The following is a 26,439-nucleotide window of genomic DNA, read 5'->3' on the forward strand; positions in this document are numbered from 1 at the left end:
CGCGATCGGTGACGCGGGATGCCCGATGGAATCGCGAAATCAACACCGCCCGTACCGATCTTCCAGCCGCACGATGTCGTCCTCGCCGAAGTAATCACCGCATTGCACTTCGATCAAGTGGATGTCGTCGGGGGTCGGGTTTTCGAGGCGGTGCAGGGTGTCCATCGGGATGTACACGGACTCGTTCCGGTGCAGCAGCTTCTCCTCGTCGCCGACGCGCACCTTGGCGGTGCCGCGCACCACGGTCCAGTGCTCGCTGCGACGGTAATGCTTCTGCAGCGACAGCACCTGGCCCGGCTTCACGGTCAGGCGCTTGACCTTGCAGTCGGGGGCGTCCTCGAGCACGGTGTAGCTGCCCCAGGGGCGATGCACTGTGGTGTGCAGTTCGGTGGTGCTGTGCTGGCTGCGCTTGAGCACGTCGACCACGTGCTTGACCGACTGCGACTGCTCGCGATGCGCGACCAGCAGCGCGTCCTCGGTGTCGATGATCATCAGGTCGGACACGCCGACTGCGGCGATGATGCGCTTTCCGCCCTGCACGTAGTTGCGTGCGGCCCCGACGAACACCGCTTCACCGAGCCGACGGTTGCCGACTTCGTCGCATTCGACCAGATCGCTCAGCGCATTCCACGAGCCGATGTCGCTCCAGTCGAAGCTGGCCGGCACCACGGCGCGCTGGCTCGCGCGCTCCATCACCGCGTAGTCGATCGAGATCTCCGGAATGCGCGCGAAGGCGTCGGCATCGAACACCAGACTGTCCTCGTCCTGACTTGCAACGATGCAGGCACGGGTGGCCGCGAGCACGTCCGGACAGGTGCTGGCGGCGGTCTCGATCAGGCTGCCGACGCGGAAGCAGAACATGCCCGAGTTCCAGTAGAAGCCGCCGGAGTCGAGATAACGCGTGGCTGTTGCATGATCGGGCTTCTCGACGAAGCGCTTGACCTCGAAGCCATCGCTGCCGATCGCGGCGCCGCGTTCGATGTAGCCATAGCCGGTCTCGGCGCGCGTCGGCACGATGCCGAAGGTGGCGAGATGACCGGCGGCGGCCAGGTGTGCAGCGCGACCCACGGCTTCCTTGAAGGCATCGACATCGCGGATCAGATGATCCGAGGCGAGCACCAGCATCAAGGCGTCATCGCCATGCCGGGCCTGGATCTTCAGCGCCGCTGCGATCACCGCCGGTGCGGTATTGCGCGCGCTCGGTTCGAGCAGGTAGCGCGCACGCGCCGGGTCGAACTCCGGGTGCTTGGCGTAGGCATCGCGGGTGATGAAGGCATAGTCGCGCCCGGTCACCGTGTATACCGGCGCCTCCGGCGAAGCCACCGCCTGCGCCCGCGCCAGCGTCTTGCCGATCAGGGTGTCGCCATCGGGCAGGGTCATGAACGGCTTCGGATACAGGCGCCGCGACACCGGCCACAAACGCGTACCGGCACCGCCGGAGAGAATCACGGGAATCAGCATGAGGTCCTGCTTGGATCGGTTCCGAACGAGTCGGGGAGATGCGTGCGCTGAATCTTAGTGCCAGTGCCGCGTTCACCCAAGCCTGGTCGGCGTCGGCCAGGCGTGTCCGGTCTGCCGCGAAAGCTGCGTATGCTGGAACGAGAACCGCGAATGCAGAGGAGATTGGCAGAGATGAGTGCGATGACGAATGAAACCACCTGGGCCAGGATCGGAGGGGCGTCGGGCACGCTTGCGATTCTCGGCTACCTTGCGGCGGCCTTCGTGCCGATGCCGGACGTACTCACGCTGACGACCGCCTTTGCATTCGGGCCCTTGCTCGCGGTGGGCGCCGTCGGTCTGCATCGGGGCATTGCGCGCTGGCGCGGGAGCGCGCTGACGCAGATCGCCGCCGGCTTCGCCGTGGCGGGCGGAGCGACGGTGCTGATCATGCTCTCGGTCCAGCAGGCGATCTTCGTCACGCTGGCCGATTTGCGTGGTTCCGCTGGCTCCGAGCCTGCGGTGGGCATGCAGGGCGTCGAAGCGCTCGGCCATGCCGTTCACCATGGCATCGATGTGGCCTGGGATGTGCTGATCAGCACGGCGGTGGCGCTGTTCTCGGCGGCCATGTGCCGGCGCGGCGGCTGGAGTCGGGTCATGGGGCTGACAGGCCTGGCGCTGGGCCTGCTGCTGCTCGGCTTCAATCTCTGGTTCTTCCCCGAGCCGCCGGTGTCGGTGGAGAGCATCGACTGGGGTCCCTTCGTCGCCTTGTGGTTGCTGGCGGTGTTCGTGGCGCTGGGTTCACGCCGGACTTGGCTGACCGGCGACTGACCCTCCCGCCGGCACCACCAGGTTCAAGCGCCGCTCGGCGATGCGCAGTTGCACGCGGCGGCCGGAGACGAAGTCGATGCGGTCGGACTCGATGCCGTCGGCGAAGATCACGCCGCCTTCGCTCATTTCCGAGGCGATGCTGAGGGGCGTATTCGCATCGACCACGCCGACATCGAGCGAGGCGGCGGTGGCGACCGAGGGCCAGGGCTCGCGCACGAACCAAGCGAGGCGGGCTTCGGTGACGGCGGGCATCGCCAGTTCGAGCGCGCGCTGCTTGACGATCGAGCGCGCCCAGCCGGTGGCACCGGTGCCGGTGGCGATGATCACGCCGGACGAGGAGTGGCGTTCCTCAATCTCGCCGGCACGCAGCCGATATCGCGCCGACTGATGGCTGATGTGGCCGATGAAGATCTCGTTCAACGCGAGCAGGCGCTGGCCGTCGTCGCAGACCGCTTCGGCGAGCACGCGTGCCTCGATCTGCCAGCGCGCATCGCCATCGATCGCCGCCGTGGTCAGGTCTTCGACGTCTTCGGGCGCATGTCGGCACAAGACGCCGTCATAACGCGCCGGATCGGGGTTCACGCCGATCGTGTGCTGACCGTCGAGGTACTTGGCGACGTTTGCGACCAGGCCGTCCTGGCCGACGATCATGACCAGGTCGTCGGGGGCGAACAGGAAGCGGTCGAGGTCGGCGCGGTCAATGCGGGTATACGGCCGGTCCTGAGGGATGCCCTGCAGCGCGCGACCGAGGCCATGTTCGAGGCGCTCGTGCGTGGCCTCGTACCAGTCGATGCGTTCGCCGGTCGAAGCGAGCACGAACTTGGCCTGGGCATAGGTGCCATAGCGCGCGATCAGTTGCTCGAGCGGCGTCGGCCGGGTGATGACGACGACGCGCGCAAGTCGGCGTGCGACCTCGCTCATTTCGCGTCAGGCGGATTGCCGAGCCACTCGCGGAAATGCTGAGCGAGCAGGTCCGGCGTGATGTTCAGATGGCCGATCGACTTGATGTGTTCGGCGAAACGCGCCATCACGATGCCGGAAGCGGCATGGCTCGGCGTGTTGCGCCAGATCTCGTGCTGCTTTTCGGTCTCGTCGAGGCGTGCTGCGGCGAGCACACGCTGCGCGTCGGCGGCCGCCGCGGCGGCCACGGTCTGGCGCTTGGCCTCGGCTTCGGCGATCGCCTGCAGGCGCTCGATTTCGGTGCGCGTCTTCTCGGCGTCGGCAGCGGCGCTCTGGCGCACCTGGTTCAGCGCATTGTCGCCGCGCTGCTTGATCAACAGTTCCTGCTTGCGCTCGAGTTCGAGCTCGGTCGCGAGTTCGTTTTCCTTGATCGCGCGTTCTTTCTCGACCGCCTGGGCGCGACGCTGAAAGATTGCCTCGTCGGCCTTGGCCTGGATCGATTCGCGCGCCGGCGTCTGCAGCGCCTTCTCGACATCAGCCATCGGCGCGAGCTGGTCGATCACCACGTTCACCAGGGCCAAGCCCATCGCGCCAATCTCGGTGTCTTCGCGGAACGCCTTCATCAAGGCTTCGCGAATCGCATCCGAGCCGCGGTTCAGGGCCTGCTCAAGCGTCGCCGAGGCGAGATAACTGCGTGCCGGCGGCAGTGCGCGCTGCGACCACAGGGTCGCGATCGCATCCAGCGGGCGCTGCACCCAGGTGCCGGTGTCGGCACCGATCGAGAAGTTCACGCGCGACACGGCGACGGCGGGATTGGCGACGCGATAGACGACGGTGCATTGCACCTTCAGCGCCTGGAAATCGCTCGAGCGCTCGTTCAATACGAAGGTGGTCGCACAGTCCTCGACCGGCACTTCGGCGAGTGCGGCCGACAGCGGCAGGAACCAGTACGCCAGCCCCGCGCCGGAGCGCGCAAGCTGGCCATTCTTGAAGTGCAGCACGAACTGGTTGGGTTCGGCGCGCAGGTGTCGCAGCGGTCCGTACTTGCTGATCGTGGCCATGCACTCGTCTCCGGGGAATGGCGCCGATACTAGACGCTCCGTCGCAACTAGGCGACCTGCCGGCCGCGATAGAAGCGGCGCTGGGCGAGGGCGAGCAGGCCTTGGTCTTCGCGGGTGTCGCCGTGGGCGTGGACTTCGGCGTAAGCGGCGAGTTCATACTGTTCGCGCACGCGGCGAGCTTTCTCGGCGTTGACGTTCTGCGCGCCGGCATAACGCCCGGTCAGGCGGCCGTCGCGGACTTCCAGGGGCGACGCGATCAAGTCGAGGCCATGCGTCGCGCACCAGTGTTTCAGGTACACGTCATAGGCGCCGGACACGACCACGACGGTATCGCCGCGCGCCTTGTGCTCGGCGATGCACTGCATCATCTCCGGTCGCAACACACCTGGCAGCACGTCGCGGGCGAACGCGATCGCCTTGGCCTCGTACGTCGCTTCCGCCATGCCGCGGAATCCCACCCACGCGATCGCCGAACGAATCGCGGTGCCACTGATCCATCCCAGGCGATAGGCAATCACCATCGGCATCAACAACGCCTTGCCGATCCGCAACCGCCACCTCGGCACCGCATAGTGCACAAAGTCCGGCAACATCTCCCGCGTCGTGATCGTGCCGTCGAAGTCGAACAGGGCGAGGACTCGTCTGCGCTCCGGGGCATTCATGCGCTGACTTCGCCCATCACCCGCGCCAGGCTTTCGGACCAGTCGGGCAGGGTGAGGCCGAAGGTGGATTGCAGTTTGTGGGTGTCGAGGACTGAGTAGGCGGGGCGTTGGGCTTTGGTCGGGAATTCGGCGGTGGTGATGGCGGCGACATCTGGTTTGCGTTCGATCAGGCCGGCGGTGTGGGCGTGGTCGATGATGCGGCTGGCGAAGCCGTGCCAGGTGGTGTGGCCGGAGGCGGTCAGGTGGTAGGTGCCGAAGCGGGGATCGGTTGCCGCTGCGTCGCGCAGCGTGTGCAGGATCAGCGCCGTGGTCTCGGCGATCAGACGCGCCGAGGTTGGCGTGCCGGTCTGGTCGGCGACAATGGTCAAACGATCGCGTTCGCGCGCCAGGCGCAGCATGGTGCGCAGGAAATTCGTGCCGCGCGCCCCGTAGACCCAGGCCGTGCGCAAGATCAGGTGCGCCGCGCCGGATTCGCGCAATGCGATCTCGCCGGCGAGTTTGCTGCGCCCATAGGCGCCGAGCGGGGCGGTCGCATCATCCTCGCGCCACGGCCGCGTCGACTGGCCGTTGAACACGTAGTCGGTCGAGAAGTGCACGACGCGTGCATCGATCTGCGTCGCCGCGGCGCCAATCACGGCGAGTGCGCTGCCGTTGATGCGCTGCGCCAGTGCGGACTCGTCTTCGGCGCGATCGACCGCGGTGTAGGCCGCGGCATTGACGATCCAGCGCGGCTGCGTGGACGCGATCAACGCGCGCAGCGCGTCATCGTCGTCGAGGTCGCAACGCGTGCAGTGGACCACACCCGGTAGCACGCCCTTGCGCGTGGTCGCGACGATCGGCGCCAGCGGTGCCAAGGTGCGGTGCAGTTCGAAACCGACCTGGCCATCGGCGCCGAGCAGCAGGATGCTCACGACACGTAGACCGGCAGGCGCTCGATCGGGATGTCGGCGAGGAAGGGCGCTCTTGCGTCCTTGTCCGACAGCGACGGTTGCGCGATCGGCCAGTCGATCGCCAGCGCAGCGTCGTTCCAGCGCAGGTTCGCATCGGCCGCGCGCTCGTAGGGGGCGGTCACGAGATAGTGGAACAGGGCGCTCTCGCTGGTCACGACGAAGCCATGCGCGAAGCCTTCCGGCACCCACAGCTGGCGCTTGTTCTCGGCCGAGAGCACCGCCGCCGTCCATTGGCCGAAGCTCGGCGAGCCGCGGCGGATGTCGACGGCGACGTCGTACACCTCGCCCTCGAGCACGCTCACCAGCTTGCCCTGCGGACTCGGCCACTGGTAGTGCAGGCCGCGCAACACGCCATTGGCGGAGCGCGACATGTTGGTCTGAACGATGCGCAGGTCGATGCCGTGTTCGGCATAACGCGCCTGGTTCCAGCCCTCGAAGAAGAAACCACGGGCATCGCCGAACACATCGGGTTCGATCAGCTTGACGCTGGAAAGGGTGGTGTCGATCACCCTCATCGCATGCCCTCGCCACGGGCGATGCGTGCGAGGTAGTCGCCGTAACCGGATTTCGCCAGCGGCGCGGCGATACGCAGCAGTTGCTCGGCGTCGATCCAGCCGTTCTGGAACGCGATCTCTTCGGGGCAGCAGACGCGCAGGCCCTGGCGCGAGACGATGGTCTCGATGAAGTTGCCGGCCTCGATCAGCGATTCGTGCGTGCCGGTGTCGAGCCAGGCATAACCGCGGCCGAGTTTCTCGCAGCGCAGCTTGCCTTCGGCGAGGTAGACCTTGTTGAGGTCGGTGATCTCGAGTTCGCCGCGTGGCGACGGCTTCAGCGCTGCCGCGTAGTCGCTGGCCTGGCCGTCGTAGAAGTACAGGCCGGTGACCGCGTAATGCGACTTCGGCGCCATCGGCTTCTCTTCGAGACTGAGGACACGACCGGCGTCATCGAACTCGGCGACGCCGTAACGCTCCGGGTCGCGCACGTAGTAGCCGAACACGGTGGCACCTTCGGTTTGTGCGGCGGCGCGGCGCAGGACGTCGGTCAGGCCATGGCCGTAGAAGATGTTGTCGCCGAGCACCAGGCACGACGGTTTGCCGCCGACGAATTCGCGGCCGATCAGATACGCCTGCGCCAGTCCGTCCGGACTCGGCTGCACCGCGTACTGGATGTTCATGCCCCACGCGGAACCGTCACCGAGCAGACGCTGGAACAGGGCCTGTTCGTGCGGCGTGTTGATCACCAGCACGTCGCGGATGCCGGCCAGCATCAGCACGCTCAGCGGGTAGTAGATCATCGGCTTGTCGTAGACCGGCAGCAGCTGCTTGCTGACCGCAATCGTCAGCGGATGCAGACGCGTGCCGGCACCGCCGGCGAGGATGATGCCTTTCATGATGTCGATGGTCCGGTAATGCCCGAATCCGGATGTTGTCCGGATTGAGGACGATGAAACTTCCCAATATCTCATGTGCATGTGCCTGCACGGCGGCGGCGAGACGCGCGGCAACCTCGTGCTTCCTCAGACCAGGCATCCTCAGCAGGATGACGCCTGCGGTGGTCAATTGATCGCGGAAAACCAGTGTCCCGAAGTCGGTATCGTCGGAAACGATCACGCGTTGCTCCTGGTGTGCGCGAGCCATGACGTCCACGTCGGGTGCGCCCTGCATTGCCGACGTTGCCCAGATCACGTCATGACCGAGTTGCTCCAGAACGCGAACGATGCTGCGCCCGAGATTCTCATCGACCAGAAAGTTCATGCAGCAACGGGGGGGTAGGGGTAGTCCCGTTCACGGCGAACTGCCTTGACCGCGTATTCGATCGCAGCACGAACTTGATCGCGCGTGATGTTCGGGTGCTCGTCGAGCAGGTCCTCGATGGAGTCTCCCGAGGAAAGGCGTTCGAGAATGTGCTCCACCGAAATCCGAGTGCCACGAATCGTCGGTTTTCCAGAGAGGATCTTCGGGTCGCAAACGATCACTGCTTCGGACATGGCATTCACCTCGACGACAATTCTATGTCAGGCGCCGCCGAGGCGTTCGCCGCGGTAGCTGCCATCCAGCACGCGATCGCACCAGGCCTGGTTGGCGAGGTACCAGTCGATGGTGCGGGCGATGCCGGACTCGAAGGTCTCGGTCGGGGTCCAGCCGAGTTCGTTGCGGATCTTGCCGGCGTCGATCGCGTAGCGGCGGTCGTGGCCGGGGCGGTCCTTCACGTAGGTGATCAGGTCGCTGCGCGCGCTGCCGTTCGCGCGCGGGCGGCGTTCGTCGATCAGCTTGATGATCGTGTTCACGACATCGATGTTCATGCGCTCGGCATTGCCGCCGACGTTGTAGACCTCGCCGACGCGGCCGCGCTCGAGCACGGCGCGGATGGCGCGGCAGTGATCGAGCACGTACAGCCAGTCGCGCACGTTGCGGCCGTCGCCGTACACCGGCAGCGGCTGGTCGGTCAGCGCCTTCTGGATCATCAGCGGGATGAGTTTTTCCGGGAACTGGTACGGACCATAGTTGTTCGAGCAGTTCGTAGTCAGCGTCGGCAGGCCATAGGTGTGGTGCCAGGCGCGCACCAGATGGTCGCTCGCGGCCTTGCTCGCCGAATACGGCGAGTTCGGCGCATACGGCGTGTCCTCGCGGAAGGCGCCGGTGTCGCCGAGCGAACCGTAGACCTCGTCGGTCGAGACATGCAGGAAGCGGAAGGCGGCTTGCTCCGCCGCGGGCAGTCCGCGCCAGTAGCCGAGTGTCGCCTGCAGCAGGTTCATGGTGCCTACGACATTGGTCTGGATGAAGGTGCCCGGCCCGTCGATCGAGCGGTCGACATGGCTCTCGGCGGCGAAGTTCACCACCGCGCTCGGCTGGTACTGCTTGAGCAGCGACGCGACCAGTTCGCGGTCGCCGATGTCGCCCTGCACGAACTGGTGGTGCGGGCTGCGCGCGAGCGGCGCCAGCGTGTCGAGGTTGCCGGCGTAGGTCAGCGCATCGAGATTGATGATGCGGTGGCCACCGCCAGCGGCCAGATCCAGCACGAAATTGCCGCCGATGAAGCCGGCACCGCCGGTGACAAGCCAGGTTTGCATCTGGGGACTTCCTCGAAAGGGCGGGAATTGTAGCCGCGGACACGACGAGGGAGCCCGCAGGCTCCCTCGCGTGATCGCCATGGACCGCGGTCGCGGCCCCGGGTTCCGTCTAGAACGGGATCTCGTCCTCATCGAACGGGGCGTTGCCCGGCTGCGGAGCCGGGGCGCGATTGCCGCCGCCGCGTTCGCCACCGCCGCGGTCCGCACCGCCGCCGTAGTTGCCGCCGGCGCGCGGGGCGCTGCTGCGTTCCGAGCGTTCGCGCGGCGCGCCGCCGCCTTCGCCGGCGCCCGGGTTGCCGCCGAGCATCTGCATTTCGTTGGCGATGATGTCGGTGGTGTAGCGCTCGACGCCATCCTTGTCGGTGTACTTGTCGGTACGCAGCGAGCCCTCGACGTAGACCTGGCGGCCCTTCTTCAGGTATTCGCCAGCGATTTCGGCGAGACGGCCGAAGAACTTGATGCGGTGCCACTCGGTACGCTCCTGGGCTTCGCCGGTGGTCTTGTCCTTCCACGACTCGGAGGTGGCGATGCGGATCGTGGTGATCGCGCCGCCGCCCTGGGTGTAGCGGGTTTCGGGGTCGGCGCCGAGGTTGCCGACCAGGATGACTTTGTTGACGCCGCGGGACATGGAAACTCCTGTTGGGATGGGCTGGGAAGCGCTGGCGGGACCTCCGGGGACGGGCATCTTCGCGCAAGCGCGGGACCGGTGAAAGCGCAAATCGCCGGCACTGACCTGCGAAATGTCGGAAATGCGCGGGCGCACCCTATAATTCGCCGGTCTCAGATCCTGCGAGCGTTCCGTGTCCGCAACCGCCCCCCTCGTGCCCGACGCCGCACCTGCCTGCTTCGAGGATGTGCGCGCGCACGTGGCGCAGGGGATGGACGAGGTCGACCGCCTGATCCGGCGCCGGCTCGGTTCCGAGGTGCTGCTGGTCAACCAGGTCGCCGAGCACATCGTTTCCGGGGGCGGCAAGCGCCTGCGCCCGATGCTGGTGCTGCTCGCGGCCGAGGCCGCCGGCTATGGCGGCAGCCAGCACCACCAGGCCGCGGCGGTGATCGAGTTCATCCACACCGCGACCCTGCTGCACGACGACGTTGTCGACGAGTCCGGTCTGCGCCGCGGTCGTCGCACCGCCAACGCGGTGTTCGGTAATGCCGCCAGCGTTCTGGTCGGCGACTACCTGTATTCGCGCGCATTCCAGTTGATGGTCGAGCTCGAACGCATGCCGATCATGCGGGTGATGGCCGACACCACCAACCAGATCGCCGAGGGCGAGGTGCTGCAGCTGATGCACATCGGCAACCCGGACACCGACGAGGCCGCGTACCTGCGCGTGATCGAGCGCAAGACCGCGGTGTTGTTCGCGGCGGCGTGCCGGGTCGGCGCCCAGCTCGCGGATGCGCCGCGCGCGGTCGAGGACGCGCTCGCGAACTACGGCATGGCGCTCGGCATGGCGTTCCAGATCGCCGACGACGTGCTCGACTACGTCTCCGATGCCGACACCCTCGGCAAGAACGTCGGCGACGACCTCGCCGAGGGCAAGCCGACGCTGCCGTTGATCCACGCGCTGCACCATGCCGCGCCCGCAGATGTGGCCACGCTCCGGCGTGTGATCGAGAACGGCGGACTGGATTCGCTGGACGGCGTGATCGCCGCGATCCGCGACAGCGGCGCGATCGACTACAGTCGGGCGCGGGCCGTGCGCTATGCCACCGAGGCGAACGCGGCGCTGCAGGCGCTGGCTTGCGGTCCGGCGCGCTCGGCGCTGCAGGTGCTGGCGCGCTATTCGGTGGATCGCAACCACTGACGCGAGCGCGACAGTCGGTCGCGCGAAGGGTCGCTACGGACGGGGAGGTGGGCCGATGCAGCAGCAGGATCCGGGACAGGCAGCGCGGGCCACCGCGGGGGCGAGCATCCTGGTCGTGGACGACGACGCCGGCATGCGCTCGGCGCTGACGCGCCTGTTCGTTGCCGCAGGCGGCAAAGTGAGCGCATTCGCGTCTGGCCCGGAGCTGCTGGCGAGCGACCTGCTCGGCACGGCCGCGTGCATCGTGCTCGACCTGAAGATGCCGGGCATGGACGGGTTGCGCGTGCAGGCCGAGCTGGTGGCGCGACAGTGCACCGTGCCGACGCTGTTCCTGACCGGTGCCGCCGACGTGCCGACCGCGGTGCGTGCGATGCAGGCCGGGGCCTTCGACTTCATCGAGAAACCATTCGACAACGAGCACCTGCTGGCGCGCGTGCATGCGGCGATCGAGCACACCCGGCGCCAGACGCAACCGCAAGCGGGCGACGACCAGCAGCGCGCGGCGTTCCTGAGCCGCCTGGCCGCGCTGACGCCGCGCGAACGCCAGGTGCTGGACCAGGTGGTGACCGGCCAGACCAGCAAGCAGATCGCACGCGTGCTGGGCGCAAGCCACCGCACCATCGAGATCCACCGCGCCCACATCATGGAGAAGCTCGACCTGCACACGCTCGCCGATCTGGTGCGCATGCACCTGCGTTGCGCGGTGCCGGAGTGAGGCCGCGCGCTAGGTAGTCGCGCGTATGGAAGGGCCGCCGGGGCGGATGTAGTCTGGCTCCGTGGTTGCGGGCTTGCGCGTGGCTGTGCCGGCGCCCCGGGTCGCAACGACGGGCGCCGCGGTGCGGCAGACGGGAGAGCGACATGCAGCTGATGCATCGGATCGACGAACGAACCCCCGAACCGGATGCCGTGCGCGATACCGGCGCCAGCGCGGAGAGCTTCGCCGCCGCCCCGGACCCGGCGCGCGCGCCGAGTCCAGAATTGCTGGTCGCGGCGCTGCAGTGCTTCCCGGACGGCGTCTGGATCACCGATTGCGAGGGTGCGGTCGTGTACCGCAATGACGTCGCCGTGGACCTGGAGACGCGGCAGTGGTCGCGTGACGGACGCGAGGGCGCGATGCGCGAGGTGGTCTTCGATGCGACCTTGCTCGCGCGCCTGCACGAGTGGGGCACCTACTCCGTCGAATTCGAGTTGTCCAAGGCCGCGGTCGAGATCGCCGCCGTGCACCGGGTCGAGCTGCGCCTGCAGATCCTGGAGGCGGCGGACGGCCGTCGCCTGGGCATTTCCGTGCATGCGCGCGACACCAGCCGGGAATGGTCGCGCGAACAGGTGCTGCATGATCGCCACATCGAGCTGGAAAGCGCCTACACCCAGCTGAAACAGGCGCAGATGCAGCTGCTGCAGTCGGAGAAGATGGCTTCGATCGGCCAGCTCGCCGCCGGCGTGGCGCACGAGATCAACAATCCGATCGGCTACGTCCACTCCAATCTCGGCACGCTGCAGGGCTACGTCGAGAGCCTGCTCACGCTGCTCGACGCCTACGAACAGGGCGGCGCCGCGACCGCGAACGACGCGCTCGGCGAGCGCATCGCCGAGCTGCGCCGCAAGGTCGACTTCAACTACCTGCGCACCGATCTGCCACAGCTGGTCGAGGAGACCCGCGAGGGGATCGGTCGCGTGCGCAAGATCGTCGGCGACCTGCGCGACTTCTCGCATGCCGGGCAGATCGAGAACGAGGACTGGGTGCTGGCCGACGTGCATCGCGGCATCGAAAGCACGCTCAACATCGTCTGGAACGACCTCAAGTACAAAGTCGAACTCACCCGCGACTTCGGCGACCTGCCGCTGATCGAGTGCATGCCGGCGCAGCTCAACCAGGTGTTCATGAACCTGCTGGTCAACGCCGGGCATTCGATCACCGACCAGGGCCACATCACCATCCGCACGCGCGCGCTCGGCGACGAGGTGGAGATCGCGATCCGCGACGACGGCCACGGCATCCCGCCGGAGAACCTCAAGCGCATCTTCGATCCGTTCTTCACCACCAAGCCGGTCGGCACCGGCACCGGGCTCGGGCTGTCGCTTTCCTACGGCATCATCCAGAAGCACCAGGGTCGCATCAACGTCGAGAGCACGGTCGGTGTCGGCACCACCTTCCAGATCTTCCTGCCGGTGAAGCGCGCGCCATGAACGGCAACGGACCGCGTCCGCGGAGGGCGCGGGTTTTCCCAACACGAGGAGTCTTGCGATGACCAAGATCATGCTGGTGGACGACGAGCCGAACATCCTGAACAGCCTGCGGCGGGTCATCCACGCCATGCCCTGGAGCGCGGTCGGCGACAGCGTCGCGGTCGAAACCTTCAACTCGCCGCCGGCAGCGCTGGCGCGAGCACGCGAGCATGCCTTCGACCTGGTCATCTCCGACTACCGCATGCCGGAGATGGATGGCGTCAGCTTCCTGGAGCAGCTGGTGCAGATCCAGCCCGACATCGCGCGCATCATCCTGAGCGGCTACGCCGATCTGCAGGCGGTGGTCGCGGCGATCAACAAGGTGCAGATCTTCCGTTTCGTCAGCAAGCCGTGGAACGACTTCGAGCTGAACTCGGCGATCACCCAGGCGCTCGACCATCGCCGGCTGCTGCAGGAGAACCAGCGTCTGGCCGACCAGCTGCGGGTGCAGGAGGGCAAGCTGTCGCGGCACGAGATGGAACTGCGCCGGCTGGAGTCGATGTATCCGGGACTGACCCAGATCAAGCGTGCGCCCGACGGTTCGATCGACTTGGGGCTCGACCTCGACGAATCCGAACTCTGAGCCGCGCGCAGCGCGGGCAGCGCATGGGTCGGGAATTGCCTACTCCGCTGCCGCGGCGCGCTCCGGGTTCGGCAGCTCGACCAACGACAGCCAATGCTCGCCGAGGCTGCGCACCAGGCGCATGAATCCGGCGTGGCTGGCCGGCTTGCTGGCGAAGGCATTGGCGCCCTCGGCGTAGCAGCGGCGGATTTCGTCCTCGGAGCGCGAGGTGCTGACCACGACGATCGGCAAGTGGCGCAGGGCCGCGTCGGCGCGGATCTCGCGCAACGCCTCGCGCCCGCTCTTGCGCGGCATGTTGAGGTCGAGCAGGATCAATCCAGGGGTCGGGAACGCATCCGCATCGGCGTATTCGCGCTGGTTGCGCAGGTAATCCAGCAGTTCTTCGCTGTTCTCGACGAAGGCCACCGGGTTTTGCAGCCCGGATTCGGAAAAGGCCTCGGCGAACAGCATGCGGTCATCGGCGTCGTCGTCGGCGACCAGGACCGGTAGTTCGCGCTTGGATTGGGTGTTCATCGGGGGGATCTTCGCCGGCAGACAGGGGGCATGCGGTCGGCGCCCAACGACCCCCCGGCCCGGCGCCGAACCGTGCGCGCATGATAGCGCCGGCGCGGCGTCGGGAAACCTCGAGTTGCGCCCCGCTCGCGCTCACCCGCCGGCACCATGACGTTCCTCCTGCTGTTCGGCGCGGCGGAAGGCATCGAGCACGTTGGCGCGCAGGTCCTCGTCCTCCCAGGGTTTGGTCAGGTACTTGTACACCTCGCCACGGTTGATCGCGGCGGTGACCGAAGACAGGTCGGTGAAGCCGCTCAGCACCATGCGCACGGTCTTCGGATACATCGCCTTGACGCGGCTCAGGAACTCGGTGCCGCTCATCGCCGGCATGCGCTGGTCGGAAATGACCACCTGCACCTCGTGGTTGGCAAGCAGCTCGAATGCGTCCTCGGCGCGGGCCGCTTCCAGGATGCGGTAGCCATCGCGGCGCAGCAGGCGCACCAGGGCGCGGCGGATGTTGTCCTCGTCGTCGAGCAGCAGCAGCGTGCGTTCGCTGCCGGCCGCCTCGGGTTCGGGGATGGCCAGGTGCGAGCGCTGCAGCAGCGCCACCACCGCCGCCGGCTCCAGCGCCGGCGCGAACAGGTGCCCCTGCAACTGGTCGCAGTGGCAGCGCTTGAGGTAGTTGCTCTGCGCCTCGCTCTCCACGCCCTCGGCGGTGACGCGCAGGCCGAGGTGGTGGGCCATCGCGATCATCGCGCGCACCAGCGTCGAGTCGGTGCTTTCGCGGGCGATGCGCGCGATGAAGCCCTGGTCGATCTTGAGCCGGTCGAGCGGCATGCGCTGCAGGTACTTGAGGCTGGAGTAGCCGACGCCGAAGTCGTCCAGCGCCAGCTTCACGCCGATCTTGCGCAGCGCGTGCAGTGCCGGCAGCGACTGGTCGATGTCGGCCATCAGCAGCGATTCGGTCAACTCCAGTTCCAGCGCGCCGGGATCGATCTCCTCCTCGCGCACGACGCGCGCCACCTCGGCGACGAATCCCGGGCGCAGCAGCTGCACCGGCGAGATGTTCACGCTCATGGTCAGCTGCGGGAATCCCTGCTGGTTCCACTGCCGCAGTTGCCTGCAGGCGACGCGCAACAGGTGCAGGCCGAGCGGCAGGATCAGGCCGTTGGCTTCGGCGATCTGGATGAAGCGTTGCGGCGGCAGCAGCCCGAGGTCGGGGTGTTGCCAGCGCGCCAGCGCCTCGACCGCGACCACCTGCCCGTCCTGCGCATTCACCTGCGGCTGGTAGTGCAGCACGAACTCGCCGCGCTCGACGCCGGCGCGCATGCGGCGTCCGAGCAGGATGCGGTCGTCGAGGATGGCCTTGAGCGACTGCTCGAACACCGACGCAGTGTTGCGCCCGCGTTGCTTGGCGTTGTGCATCGCGAACTCGGCCTGGCGGGTGAGCTCGGGGACGGTGTCGGCGGGAACGCGGTGTTCGGCGGCGCCGACCGATGCGGTGAGGTGCAGCAGGCCGACCCCGGTGACCGGCAGCGGTACGCACATGCGGTCGCAGATGTGCTGCGCCAGCCCGGCGAGGTCATGGGTGGCGTCGCTGCGCGATAGCCCGATCACGAACTTGTCGCCGGCATAGCGCGTGACCAGCGCGTCCATGCCGGTGGACGTCTGCAGTCGCCGCGCGACCGCGCACAACGCGGCGTCGCCGGCACCGAAGTCGATCGAGTCGTTGATGGCGTGGAAGGCGTCGATATCGACGAACAGGATCGCGAAGTGGTCGCCGCGCACGCAAGCTTCGTCGAGCCGTTGCTGCAGGCGCGCGATCGCCGCGGCGTAGTGCGGCAGGCCGGTGAGGGCGTCGTTGGACAGCAGGCGGTTGCGCTCTTCCTGCAGCCGCACCTGTTCGGTGACGTCCGAGAGCACGCCGACGAAGTGGCTGAGCTGCTGCCGGTCGTCGAACACCGGCGCGACGTTGAGCCGGTTCAGGAATGGCGAGCCGTCGCGGCGGTAGTTGCGCACCACCACCTCGCAGCGCTGCCCTGCGGCGAGCGCGGCGGCGAGTTCGCGCAGCTGCGGCTGCTCACGGTCGGTGCCCTGCAGGAAGCGGCAGTTGCGACCGAGCACTTCCGCGGAGCCGTAGCCAGTGATGCGCTCGAATGCCGGGTTGACGTAGACCAGCGGCTGCTCGGTGGCGAGCGCGTCGACCAGCACGATGCCGTCGGTGGAGGCTTCGATCGCGCGCTGCAGGAGCATCATCTGCTTCTGGCTGCGCAGGCGTTCGCTGATGTCGAGGGCGAGCACCAGGCGGCGCACCTCGCCGTCGATCACCAGGTCGCGGCGGATCACTTCGGCGTCGAGCTCGCTGCCGTCCTTGCGGCGATGGGTCCACACCCCGGCGTTGACCTGGTCGGCACTGGCGCCGTGCTTGGCGTAGTGTTCGAGGAAGCGCGCGTGTTCCGAGGGCGGGCGCAGGTCGAGCAGCGACAGCGCCAGGAACTCCTCGCGGCTGTAGCCGTACTGGCGCAGCGCGGCGCTGTTGACGTCGAGCACGCGCGTGCTCTGCGGCTCGATCACCCACATCGGCACCGGGCTCAGGTCGAACAGCAGCCGGTATTCCTGCTCGCGGCGCGCGGCCAGCCGGTACAGGCGGTGGCGCTCGAGCGCGTAGCGGATGCTGCGCGCCAGCGACTGCGGCGTCAGCGCGTTCTTGGTCAGGTAGTCGACGGCGCCGGCATCGAGGCAGTGCTGGTCGACCACGCCGCTGCCATGTCCGGTGAGCACGATGCAGGGCGGGCGTTGCGCGTCGCCGGCGCTTTCGCGCAGCAGGTCGAGTCCGCTGGCGCCGCCGAGCTGGTAGTCGAGCAGCACGATGTCGTGTTCATGGCGCGCCAGCAGCGGCAGCGCGGCGGCCTTGGTGGCGACATCGTCGATCTGGAAGCGTGTGCCCGGGTCCGCCTGCGCCAGCATTTCGCGCACCAGCAGCACATCGTCCGGCTCGTCGTCGATCAGCAGCAGCTTCACTGTGATCTGGGGGTCGCTCATGGCGTCCTCGACTCGGTGTGCGCAGCGGGGAAGATACATCCTGTGCGGAAGCCGTGGCCACGTCGTGGTCGGGGTGGTCGGGTGGTCGACCCGGGGCGCCCTCCCTGGCGCCCCGCGATCGTGCGTTGCGGTGCGCGGTCCCGATTACGGAGCGCGGACCTGGAGGGTGGGGTCGCCGAGCATCAGCGCGCCGACGGTGACGTCCGGCAGCGTGGTCGCGCTGGTCGCGAGTTCGGCCTTGGCGGCGAGCAGGGCTTCGCCGATCGACAGCGTGGCCAGGCGCGGCAGCAGGGTGCGGGCGAGTTCGGTGTTGCTCTGGGTGTAGCCGAGCGCGCTCTGGCCGATCATGACCGCGACGCCACCGGGGTTCGCGAGCAGGGCATGCGCCAGCGACTCGCTGCGCGGATCGACGAAGTAGGTGCTCCAGCAGGCGAACTGCACCAGTGCGGTCGGCGGCACGTCGGCGATGGCGCTGATGTCGCTCGCGGCGAGCAGGCGGTCGCTGCCCCATGCGCCCGGGAAACCGTGGCCGTAGTAGCTGGTCAGGGACTGGCCGGAGGCGAGTGCGGCGGCGAGGTCGCTGCGTGCGCTGGCGACCATGGTCGTGGCGTAGGTATCGAGGTCGACGCGCTGCACGCTCCAGCTGGCGCCGAGGTCGGACTGCATCTGCTGCGAGGCGGCCAGGAACGACAGGCCCGGCTGGGCGCGGTCGGTCGCGAACACGGCGTGGCCGCGGTTGGCCTGGGTGGCGTAGTCGATCGCCTTGGCGACCATCACTTGCAGTTCGGACACGGTGCGCGCCGGCATGCGGCTGATCACCACGTCCTGGTCGCCGTCGAGTCCGACGTCACCGTACAGGCTGTCGACCGGAGCGAAACGCACGATCGGCGTGGTCTGTGCGTACTGGGTCGGCACGAAGCTGACGGCGCCAAGACCGAGGCGGTCCTTGTAGTCGAAGTTGTCGTCACCGACGAACAGCACGTAGCGCGTGCCGAGGCGGTTGTGGGCGTACTCGATGCTGGCCTGGATCGCCACCGGGTCGGGCTGGCCGTTGCTGTGGAAGGCATACAGCGCTTCGACGTCGATCACGCGGGTGCTGATGCCGGCGGCGCGGCGCGCTTCCACCAGCGGCTGGATCGCGTCGACGAAGCTCGGGTGCGCGATCACCAGCAATTGTGCGGCGGCGCCCGGGGTCGGGTCGATCACCGCGCCTGCCGGCGCGATCGCGACCACCGCCTGCGGCTGGCCTGGCCGCAGCACGATGACGCGGTCGCCGCGTCGCGCCGAGAATGCGAAACGGTAACTGTTGTCGGCATCGCCGATGCCGCCGACGCGCGCCAGCGCGCCGCCGCGGTTGCGCAGGATCAACACATCGCCGTCGGCATTGGCGACACGGAATGCGGCGTGATTGTCGGTGGTTGCGACGTCGAACGTGAACGCGCCCGCGGACAGATCCAGACTGCGCTCGTACTGCATCGCGAAGGAGTCGAGATAGACGACATCAGTGCTGTAGCCGGTGTCGGCCAGAACTTCCACGCTCAGCTCGTTGCCGCCGGCTCGCAACTGCGAGTCTTGCAGCGACACATTGATCACGTGCGCGAACAGGCCATCGAAGCGTTCGCGTGCCACTTCCGAACCGTTCAGCAGGATGCGCACGCTGTGATCAGGTGGCAGCGCGGCGTAGTCGAGCCCGCCCCACAGCGACACCACCAGGTTCGATTCGCTCTTGCCGAACGCCGGCGCGAGGTCGAAGGACTCGGTCGCCGCGACGCCGTTCGAGTCGGAACGCACGATGCGCTTGGCGGCCCACGGGTCCTTGCCCGGGGCGGAGAAGGTGTACTCGCGCTCGGGCGCGAACTCGGTGGATACCAAGACGCTTTCCGTCGGCGTGGTCGTGGCATCGGAGCCGACGTCCTTGAAGCGCAGTGCCGAGCGGCGGTCGATCAGTAGACGGTAGTGTGCGGTCTCGGTGTACAAGCTGTTGCGCACCGCTTCGCCGTAGAACTCGATGCTCGAACCCTTGCCGAACGTCGTCGGGTCGGTCACGAACAACGGCACCTTGACGCCGGCTCGGGTCAGGGCGACCTGGTCGGCCGCCACGGCGTCGATGCCGATGCCTGCGGCCACCAGATCGTCGAAGCTGATCCGATACCAACCGTCCTGCGCGATCGCAATATCGGCGATGGCGGACGTGGCCGCCACTGGGCCCTTGGCCATCGTCGCCAAGCGCTGCGCGGCGCGGAACTGGGCCTGTTCGCGGCGCACCGACTGCCAGTCGATGGCCTTGCCCGGAACCGGCAGGTCGGCATGGACGAGGTCCGGGTCGATCGGCGTGGAGGTTGCCGCGTGCAGCAGCGTCGGGGAGGACAGCAGGCTCGCCAGAGCCAGTGGGGTAAGGATGTTTGCCAGACGCATGTCACGCACTCCTGATTCGGGGTTGCGTCCTCACGGTGGTCTGGTCGTGTTGGCCGGGCCGCTGCTTGACGCTTGCGGCCAGACTAGAAATTGCGTCCTCGCGGCACTATCCGTGCGACTACCTATGATCCCTCGCGTGCATCGGGACGAAGGCCGGAGACGCAGACAGCACGCGGCTTTGCACGTCGCGGCGGCGCGACTAGGTAGGACTACCTAGCTACCCGGGAAGCGCCCTCAGGGGTGCACCGCAAACGCCTCGGCGAAGAACGCGCGCATCATGGCGAAGGCGCGTTTGGCGGCGCGTTCGTTGTAGATGCAGCCCGGGGGGGAGTTGGCGTCGGCTTCGGCGAAGCAGTGCACGGCGCCGCCGAGGTTGACGAATTGCCAGTCGATTCCGGCGCCGGCCATTTCGGCGGTGAATGCGTTGATCTGTTCCGCGGGGACGTAGCGGTCATCGGCGCCGTTGATCGCCAGCACACGCGCTTTCACTTCGCCGCTGCGGGCCGGCAGGTCGGTACCGAGATTGCCGTGGAAGCTGACCACCCCGGCGAGGTCGGCGCCGCTGCGCGCGAGTTCGAGCGCGGTCGCGCCGCCGAAGCAGAAGCCGATCGCGCCGAGTTTCGCGGCATCGAGCGGAACATCGCTGGCGGATGCGAGTTGATCGAGCGCGGCATTCACGCGCGCGCGCAGGGCGGCACGATCGGCGTACATCGCGCTCGCGGCCTTGCCGGCTTCATCCGCATTCGTCGGGCGCGTATCGACACCGTAGACATCGGCGACCAGCACCACGTACTCGCTGCCGGCAATGGCCTCGGCCTTGGCGATCTGGGCATCATTCACGCCCATCCAGTTCGGCACCATCACCAGACCTGGGCGCTTGGCGCCGGCATCGTCGTAGACCAGCACGCTCTCGACGCTCGTGGCATCGACGCTGTAGCGAAGCTTGCGCACCTGCATCTCCGCGGATGCGGCGATCGGCAGCAGGGCGAGCGCGGACAGGACGAATGCGTGCAGTTTCATGGCGGACCTCCGGAATCTGGCCGGCAATCTAGCAGCGAAGCCGCGATCGATGGCGCGCGCGTCATCACGCCGCGCATGCGCGCGGGTGCGCCACACTGGGCGTTATCCTGCACCGTCCCGAACCCGGAGTTGACCATGCGTCCAGCCATCGCCCTGACCCTGCTCGCCGCAATGACCGTCGCCCCGTTGCAGGCGCAGGCGCCGGTGCGCGAGGCCGACGAGGTGATCCGCTACCGTCAGTCGCTGTACGCCACCATCGGCTGGAACTTCGGGCCGATCGCGGCGATGCTGAAGGGCGAGCGCGCCTGGAGCGCTGCCGAATTGAAGCGGCGCTCGATCGCCGTCGCTTTCGCGGCGGTGCAGCTCGACGAGGCCTTTGCGCCGGGCAGCGACGCGGTCGAGAAGACCGACGCCCTGCCCGAGATTTGGACCGAACCGCAAGCCTTTGCAGACGCGCTGCGCGAGTTTCAGACGGCGTCGAACCAGTTGCGCATCGCGTCCGCGGGCGCAGCCGAGGAGCCGATACGCACCGCCTTCGAGCGCACGCGCAAGGCCTGCAAGGGCTGTCACGAGCGCTTCCGCGCCGACTGATTCAGGCGATGCCGAGGCCGCCGATGGTGGCGATCGAGGTCGGATCGAATCCGGCCAGTTCGGCAAAGCGGCGGCCGCGTTCGCTGTAGTCGCGGAACTGGCCGAAGCTCGGCGCACCCGGCGACAGCAGCACGACGCCCGAGCCTTCGAGGGCGCCACGAGCAAGCGCGAACGCGGCATCGAACTCCGGTTCTGATCGGACCCCGGCTGAGAGACCGTGTGCCGCCAGCGTCGTGGCGATGCGCGCTCCGCTCGCTCCAGTGGCGACGATGGCGCGTGGTGGTCGGGCGGCGACCGCGCGGGCAAAGGCAGTCCAGTCGAGACCGCGCTCGTGGCCGCCGAGAATCAGCGCGATGTCCTGCCCGGCGAAGTGCGACAACGCGGCCAGCGCCGCCTGCGGCGTGGTGGCGATGCTGTCGTTGATGAAGGTGATGCGATCGCGCACGCCGAGCGTCTGCAGGCGGTGCGGCAGCGGCACGAAGCTGCGCGCGTGGGTCGCCAGCATCGCTGCATCGAAGCCCGCAGCCTCGATCGCGGCGAGAGCGCCGCACAGGTTCAGCGCGTTGTGCCGGCCTGGCAGTGGCAGCTCGGCGATGGCGACCACGCGTTGCTCGTCGCGCAGCACGTGGCTCGCATCGAGATGCCAGCCGGACGCACCGCCGAACCAGCGCACGTCGCCGGCGACATCGCGGCCGGACAGGGTCGCGTCTTCGGCATTCAGCACCGCGATGGTGCGGCTGCGATCGCCCAGAATGCGCAGCTTGTCGGCGACGTAACGTTCGCCCGAGCCATGCCAGTCCAGATGCTCCTCGATCAGGTTGGTGATCAGCGCGACGCGCGCGCTGCCGGCGAAGTCGTGGCACTGGAAGCTCGATAGTTCGATGACGTGTGCCGTCAGTGTTTCGTCCTCCGGCAGGTCGAGCAGCGGCAGGCCGATATTGCCGGCGAGCGCGGTGCGATGACCGCCCGCGCGCAGCAGATGCGCGATCAGGGCCGTGGTCGTGCTCTTGCCCTTGGTGCCGGTCACCGCGATCGTGTTGGCCTGCGGATGTTCGGCGAACCAGATGGCGCTGCCGGAAGTGAACTGCACCCCCGCCGCAGCCGCTTCCGGCAGTGGTGACCGGTACGGCGAGACACCGGGCGACTTGATCACGATCTCGAATGCGCGCAGCGACTCGACGGTCGCCGGCGTGCTGTCGATCGTGAGGCGCGCATCGCCCAGGCTCGCCGCACTGGCCGCTTCATCCGCGCTGCAGAACAGATGCAGCGCCTGCTCCGGAAAGCGCGCACGAAATGCGCGACGCGCGGCGCGGCCCTCGGCACCGAAGCCGAGCACCGCCACGCGACGGTCGGCAAGCTCAGCCCAGCGCATCGAACACGCGGGCGAGGCGCGCCGGCAGATGGTGCGGGCCGTCGGCATTCATCAGCGGCGCCAGCTCGAGTGCCGTGCGATCGAGCATCGGCAGGATCTCGGCACGGAAGCGCGCGACCAGCGCGTCCTCGCGCCACTCGGCGCGTTCGCCGAGTGCGGCCATCGCCGCGCGCGACTCGCGCCCTTCCCCGACACACTCGAACGGCTTGTGCGCACCGACTTCGAGCAGGGCGTCGAAGTCGGCGGCGAGCGTGGCGTCGTCGAGCAGGTTGCGCCCGAAGATCGCGACCAATCGTGTTTTCGGCAGGAACGGCGACAACGCCAGGAACACGAAATGGCATTTCGGGCACTGTCCGCACCAGCGCTCGGCCGGCTTGTCGCCGAGGATGCGGAAGTTGCGGTTACAACTCGAGAACGCGTCGTGGTACTGGGTCAGCGGTGCGAACAAGCGCGTCACCGCGAGTTCGGACAGAGGCCGCAGCACCGAGAAGTAGTCGAGGTCGGCAGCGACGCGCGTGCTCACGTAGTTGCGGAACGCGCGCTCGAAGTCGATCGACTTGCTCCACTGGTGGTTCACCGCAAAGCCGTCGTGGACCAGGTTCGCGCTCGAGGCCGAGCGTTCGTTCGAGAACGCGATCGCGTCGAAGCCATGCAGGATCGCGGCGCAGACCAGGATCGCCGAGTTGATCGCGGTGACCGGGATATGCCCGTTCCAGGCGCCGTTGCGATTCATCTCGAACAGCAGCGGCGAAATCTGCCGCTCGATGTTCAGTCGCGGCAAGCCGCTGCGCTCGACGCAGGCGGCGATCAGCGGCGAGCGGCCGACCCAGGCCGCCGTCATCGGCTCGTGCGCGGCGCGCAGCAGTTCGACCGTGACCAGCGAATCCTTGCCGCCGCCGATCGGCACCAGGGTGCGCCGCGGCAGGCCGACGCGCGCGGCAACGTCCGGGACGTGGGCGTCGTGCGGAAAATCGATGCGACCGCGCAGGTCGAGGCGGTTGCGATGCGCGAATTCGCCGAGGCCGTGCAGGTAGATCTCGTCGAGCAAGGCCGCAAGTGCGGCGTCGAGCGGCGCGCCATCGACGGCGATCTGCGGCGGCACCGCGGCCTTGTAGTAGCTGATGCCGGCGATCAGATGCAGCAGGCGCAACGATGCTGCGAGTGCCGCTTCGCGGCCGGCAGGAATGGCCAATGCAGCGTCCGCGAAGCGGATGGTCTCGGTCAGTTCGGGGCCGTCGTCGAAGCGGTACACCAGCGCGGCGGAGGCGCTGGCCGCATCGTAGTCGGCGCGCACGAAATGAAAGGTCTGGGCATCACGCGGGTGTTCAATACTCACAGCATCACCTCGTCGGCGGCGGCACGACGGTTGTAGTTCGAGGCCATCACCGCACCATAGGCGCCGGCCTGGGCAATCAGGAACACATTGTCGACCGCGGTGGCCGGCAGCGCGCGTTCGCCGCCGAGCACGTCGCCGCTCTCGCAGATCGGACCGACGATGTCGGCGCGCAGTGTGTCCGGCGCATCGAGGTGCGACAGGTTCACGATCGGATGGTGGGCGTCGTACAGCGCCGGGCGCAGCAGGTTGTGCATGCCGGCATCCAGGCCGACGAAGTTGCGTCCATATTTCTGCTTGACCGCGTTCACGCGCGCCAGCAATACGCCGGCTTCGGCAACGAGGTAGCGACCAGGCTCCATCCATAACTCGTATTGCGGATGCGAGTGCTTGATCGTGACCAGCAGTTCGGCGACGCGGGCCAGGTCGAGCGCGCTGTCATCGGGGTGCGCAGCGATGCCGAAGCCGCCGCCGATGTTCAGCGCACGCACGCTCGCCACCTGCTCGGCGAGGCTGATCATGTCCTGGTAGACACGACCGAAATGCGCCGCATCGAGAATGCCCGAGCCCAGATGGGCGTGCAGTACGCCAATGCGCAGGCCATGTTCCTGCGCCTGGCGCACGGCTTCACCGAGCTGGTCGACGCCGATGCCGAACTTGGACTTGGCGCCGCCGGTGCGCACCTTGTCGTGGTGGCCGTGGCCGCTGCCGAGATCGATGCGCAGCGACACTTCGCGACCGCGCAGCAAGTCGCCGAGTTCGGCGAAGCTGCCGAGATGTTCGATCGTCAGCAGCGCCGGCGTGGCGGCGACGCGGCGATAGTCCTCGTGCCGCGCCAGGTTCGGTGTGAACAACAGGCGCGCGTCCGGACAGGTGGCGCGCGCATGCTCGATCTCGCCCGGCGACACACATTCCAGGTCAAAGCCGGCGTCCGCGATCGTGCGCAGCACGGCCGGATGCGCATTCGCCTTGGTCGCATAGAACCAGCGGTCGACGGCGGTGATCGCGCGCAACTGTGCGGCGCGCTCGCGGATGGTGTCGCGATGGTAGACGTAACGCGGCGTGCGTTCCGCGGCCAGGCGCAGCAGCGCTTCGCGCTCGCGGCGCCACCATTCCGCGGGCGACGTGGCCGCAGTGCGATACAGCGACGCCCAGCTCGGTCCGAACACGCGGCTGTCGTCGGCCCGCAACGCGCCACCCTTGACCAGCGCCTCGTGGATGCGCGGCACCAGGCCATCGGCACGTGCCTCGTCGACGACGAAGGTGAGATTGAGGTCATTCGAACTTTGCGAGATCAGGTGGATCGGCATCGCGCCGAACACGTTCCACACCGGTCCCAGTTTGCCGAGCAGGGAGCGGATGCCGCGCCCGACCAGCGAGATCGCCGTGCACGGTCCGATCACCTTGACGCGGCAGATCGCCGCGAGGTCGGCGCACAGGGCCTCGAGCACGTTCGAATTGACCAGGTTCTCGGTCGGGTCGAGCGAAATCGTCACGTTGGTTTCCGACGAGCCGATCATGTCGACCGACAGGCCGTGCCGCTTGAACTGCGCGAACACGTCGGCGAGGAAGCCGACCTGCTGCCACATGCCGACCGTTTCCATCGATACCAGCATGATGCCGCGACGTGAACTGATCGCCTTCACCGAGAGTACGTCGCGGGCGACGTCGTCGCTGATCACGGTGCCGTCCAGCTCCGGCCGCTGCGTGTCCTTGATCCACATCGGCACCGAGGACTCACGCACCGGGCCAATGCAGCGTGGATGCAGCACCTTGCCGCCGGTGGTCGCGATTTCCTGCGCCTCGGCGTAGTCGATCCGCGAGAGCAGGCGCGCATTCGGCACCTGGCGCGGGTCGGCTGAGAACATGCCGGCCACGTCCGTCCAGATCTCGACGCGCTCGGCGCCGAGCAGGGCACCCAGATACGCCGCCGACGTATCCGAACCGCCGCGACCGAGGATGCAGGTCGCACCCTCGGCATCGCTGGCCATGAAGCCGGGTGCGACGAAACAGTCGGCCGTCTGCGCCAGTTCGGCGACGCGAGCCGGTTCGCTGCGTGTCGCGCAGGACACCGACAGCCAGCGCGACCACTCGCTCTGGTTCGGGCGTGGTTCGACTTTTAGCCACTGTCGTGAATCCAGCCAGCCGCAGCGCAGACCGGTCGAGGCGAGAAACGCGGCGCCGAGCGAGCTCGAGATCAACTCCCCCATCGACAGCAGTTCGGCTTGCCAGCGGAACTCGCCGCGCCGAGTGGGCGCCTGTTGCGCGAGCGTCGCCAGCCGATCGAGCCACTGCAGCGTCGTCGCCGGCGCGTCGATGCCGAGTTCCTCGATCAACTGCAGATGCCGCTCACGGATCGCCGCCGTTTCCGAAGCCAGCGCCTCGGCATCGAGCTCGCGGTCGATGAGTGCCTGCAGTTGGTTGGTCAACCCCGAAACCGCCGAGACCACGATCACCGGCCGCAGCCCCGCGCGCACCCGTTTCGCCGCCAGTTCCGCAATCGTGCGCCAGCGCGCCGCCGTGGCGACGCTGGTACCACCGAACTTGAGAACTGCCCAGCGGGCGCAGGGGCTGGAAGGCGAGACGAAATCCATGGATGTGGCAGGCTCCGAAGCTGTGGAAATTTCACGACATGCTAGTGGCGTC

At 67.7% G+C, this 26,439-nt stretch carries 23 protein-coding genes; 6 read left to right on the plus strand and 17 right to left on the minus strand.

The features are described 5' to 3' along the window. Positions 1-39: 39 nt before the first annotated feature. Positions 40-1,461 carry a mannose-1-phosphate guanylyltransferase/mannose-6-phosphate isomerase gene (locus tag IPG63_09695; GenBank protein ID MBK6727516.1) on the minus strand — a complete coding sequence of 474 codons (1,422 nt, stop codon included), beginning with the start codon at positions 1,459-1,461 and terminating at the stop codon, positions 40-42. A 171-nt stretch (positions 1,462-1,632) separates the two neighbouring features. On the opposite strand from IPG63_09695, the gene IPG63_09700 reads away from it, so the two are divergent. Then, positions 1,633-2,268, plus strand: a complete 636-nt coding sequence (locus IPG63_09700) for a hypothetical protein (GenBank protein ID MBK6727517.1) — start codon at positions 1,633-1,635, stop codon at positions 2,266-2,268. Here IPG63_09700 and IPG63_09705 read toward each other — a convergent pair. The 9 genes from IPG63_09705 to ssb form a co-directional block, all read right to left on the minus strand. Further along, entirely contained in the window at positions 2,239-3,189 is a 951-nt protein-coding gene (locus IPG63_09705; GenBank protein MBK6727518.1) for a hypothetical protein, read from the minus strand. The two genes, IPG63_09700 and IPG63_09705, sit on opposite strands and share 30 nt — an antisense overlap. Beyond that, positions 3,186-4,229, minus strand: coding sequence for an SPFH domain-containing protein (locus IPG63_09710; protein MBK6727519.1), 1,044 nt, complete (start codon positions 4,227-4,229; stop codon positions 3,186-3,188). The genes IPG63_09705 and IPG63_09710 overlap by 4 nt, the downstream gene beginning before the upstream one ends. Positions 4,230-4,276: 47 nt before the next feature. Further along, on the minus strand, positions 4,277-4,891 hold the full coding sequence (locus IPG63_09715) for an HAD-IB family phosphatase (protein ID MBK6727520.1): 615 nt from the start codon (positions 4,889-4,891) through the stop codon (positions 4,277-4,279). Next, positions 4,888-5,802 (minus strand): dTDP-4-dehydrorhamnose reductase, encoded by a 915-nt coding sequence (gene rfbD, locus IPG63_09720; protein ID MBK6727521.1) that lies wholly within the window; start codon positions 5,800-5,802, stop codon positions 4,888-4,890. Before rfbD ends, IPG63_09715 begins: the two co-directional genes overlap by 4 nt. Then, positions 5,799-6,356 carry a dTDP-4-dehydrorhamnose 3,5-epimerase gene (rfbC, locus tag IPG63_09725; protein MBK6727522.1) on the minus strand — a complete coding sequence of 186 codons (558 nt, stop codon included), beginning with the start codon at positions 6,354-6,356 and terminating at the stop codon, positions 5,799-5,801. Before rfbC ends, rfbD begins: the two co-directional genes overlap by 4 nt. Next, positions 6,353-7,240, minus strand: a complete 888-nt coding sequence (gene rfbA, locus IPG63_09730; GenBank protein ID MBK6727523.1) for a glucose-1-phosphate thymidylyltransferase RfbA — start codon at positions 7,238-7,240, stop codon at positions 6,353-6,355. Before rfbA ends, rfbC begins: the two co-directional genes overlap by 4 nt. A gap of 351 nt (positions 7,241-7,591) precedes the next feature. Next, complete coding sequence (locus IPG63_09735; GenBank protein MBK6727524.1) at positions 7,592-7,828, minus strand: DUF433 domain-containing protein; 237 nt, start codon at positions 7,826-7,828, stop codon at positions 7,592-7,594. A 27-nt stretch (positions 7,829-7,855) separates the two neighbouring features. Continuing rightward, positions 7,856-8,911, minus strand: coding sequence for a dTDP-glucose 4,6-dehydratase (gene rfbB / locus IPG63_09740; GenBank protein ID MBK6727525.1), 1,056 nt, complete (start codon positions 8,909-8,911; stop codon positions 7,856-7,858). A gap of 109 nt (positions 8,912-9,020) precedes the next feature. Further along, positions 9,021-9,539, minus strand: a complete 519-nt coding sequence (ssb, locus tag IPG63_09745) for a single-stranded DNA-binding protein (GenBank protein ID MBK6727526.1) — start codon at positions 9,537-9,539, stop codon at positions 9,021-9,023. A gap of 250 nt (positions 9,540-9,789) precedes the next feature. Between ssb and IPG63_09750 the strand changes: the two genes are divergently transcribed. The 4 genes from IPG63_09750 (at position 9,790) to IPG63_09765 (ending at position 13,528) form a co-directional block, all read left to right on the plus strand. Further along, positions 9,790-10,719 carry a polyprenyl synthetase family protein gene (locus IPG63_09750; GenBank protein ID MBK6727527.1) on the plus strand — a complete coding sequence of 310 codons (930 nt, stop codon included), beginning with the start codon at positions 9,790-9,792 and terminating at the stop codon, positions 10,717-10,719. A 55-nt stretch (positions 10,720-10,774) separates the two neighbouring features. Continuing rightward, entirely contained in the window at positions 10,775-11,434 is a 660-nt protein-coding gene (locus IPG63_09755; protein ID MBK6727528.1) for a response regulator transcription factor, read from the plus strand. A 152-nt stretch (positions 11,435-11,586) separates the two neighbouring features. Further along, positions 11,587-12,906 carry a sensor histidine kinase gene (locus IPG63_09760; protein ID MBK6727529.1) on the plus strand — a complete coding sequence of 440 codons (1,320 nt, stop codon included), beginning with the start codon at positions 11,587-11,589 and terminating at the stop codon, positions 12,904-12,906. Positions 12,907-12,964: 58 nt separating this feature from the next. Beyond that, positions 12,965-13,528, plus strand: a complete 564-nt coding sequence (locus IPG63_09765; protein MBK6727530.1) for a response regulator — start codon at positions 12,965-12,967, stop codon at positions 13,526-13,528. A 39-nt stretch (positions 13,529-13,567) separates the two neighbouring features. Here the strand turns inward: IPG63_09765 and IPG63_09770 are convergent, their stop codons facing one another. From IPG63_09770 to IPG63_09785, 4 genes are all read right to left on the minus strand, one after another. After that, positions 13,568-14,041: a response regulator gene (locus IPG63_09770; GenBank protein ID MBK6727531.1), complete on the minus strand. Its 474-nt coding sequence runs from the start codon at positions 14,039-14,041 to the stop codon at positions 13,568-13,570. 132 nt (positions 14,042-14,173) lie between these two features. Continuing rightward, positions 14,174-17,062 carry an EAL domain-containing protein gene (locus IPG63_09775; protein MBK6727532.1) on the minus strand — a complete coding sequence of 963 codons (2,889 nt, stop codon included), beginning with the start codon at positions 17,060-17,062 and terminating at the stop codon, positions 14,174-14,176. 144 nt (positions 17,063-17,206) lie between these two features. Next, complete coding sequence (locus tag IPG63_09780; protein ID MBK6727533.1) at positions 17,207-19,477, minus strand: hypothetical protein; 2,271 nt, start codon at positions 19,475-19,477, stop codon at positions 17,207-17,209. A gap of 234 nt (positions 19,478-19,711) precedes the next feature. Further along, a complete protein-coding gene (locus IPG63_09785) occupies positions 19,712-20,497 on the minus strand; it encodes a dienelactone hydrolase family protein (protein MBK6727534.1) in 786 nt (261 codons plus the stop codon). Positions 20,498-20,632: 135 nt separating this feature from the next. On the opposite strand from IPG63_09785, the gene IPG63_09790 reads away from it, so the two are divergent. Next, positions 20,633-21,088, plus strand: a complete 456-nt coding sequence (locus tag IPG63_09790) for a cytochrome c (protein ID MBK6727535.1) — start codon at positions 20,633-20,635, stop codon at positions 21,086-21,088. 1 nt (position 21,089) lies between these two features. Here IPG63_09790 and IPG63_09795 read toward each other — a convergent pair whose 3' ends face one another. Genes IPG63_09795 through IPG63_09805 form a run of 3 tightly spaced genes read right to left on the minus strand, consistent with a single transcriptional unit; the run spans position 21,090 to position 26,387 of the window. Continuing rightward, entirely contained in the window at positions 21,090-22,460 is a 1,371-nt protein-coding gene (locus IPG63_09795) for a UDP-N-acetylmuramoyl-L-alanine--D-glutamate ligase (protein MBK6727536.1), read from the minus strand. Next, positions 22,447-23,796: an endonuclease domain-containing protein gene (locus IPG63_09800; GenBank protein MBK6727537.1), complete on the minus strand. Its 1,350-nt coding sequence runs from the start codon at positions 23,794-23,796 to the stop codon at positions 22,447-22,449. Before IPG63_09800 ends, IPG63_09795 begins: the two co-directional genes overlap by 14 nt. After that, positions 23,793-26,387: a bifunctional aspartate kinase/diaminopimelate decarboxylase gene (locus IPG63_09805; GenBank protein ID MBK6727538.1), complete on the minus strand. Its 2,595-nt coding sequence runs from the start codon at positions 26,385-26,387 to the stop codon at positions 23,793-23,795. The genes IPG63_09800 and IPG63_09805 overlap by 4 nt, the downstream gene beginning before the upstream one ends. Positions 26,388-26,439 lie beyond the last annotated feature (52 nt).

The sequence above is a fragment of the Lysobacterales bacterium genome (assembly GCA_016703225.1).
GTDB lineage: Bacteria > Pseudomonadota > Gammaproteobacteria > Xanthomonadales > Ahniellaceae > JADKHK01.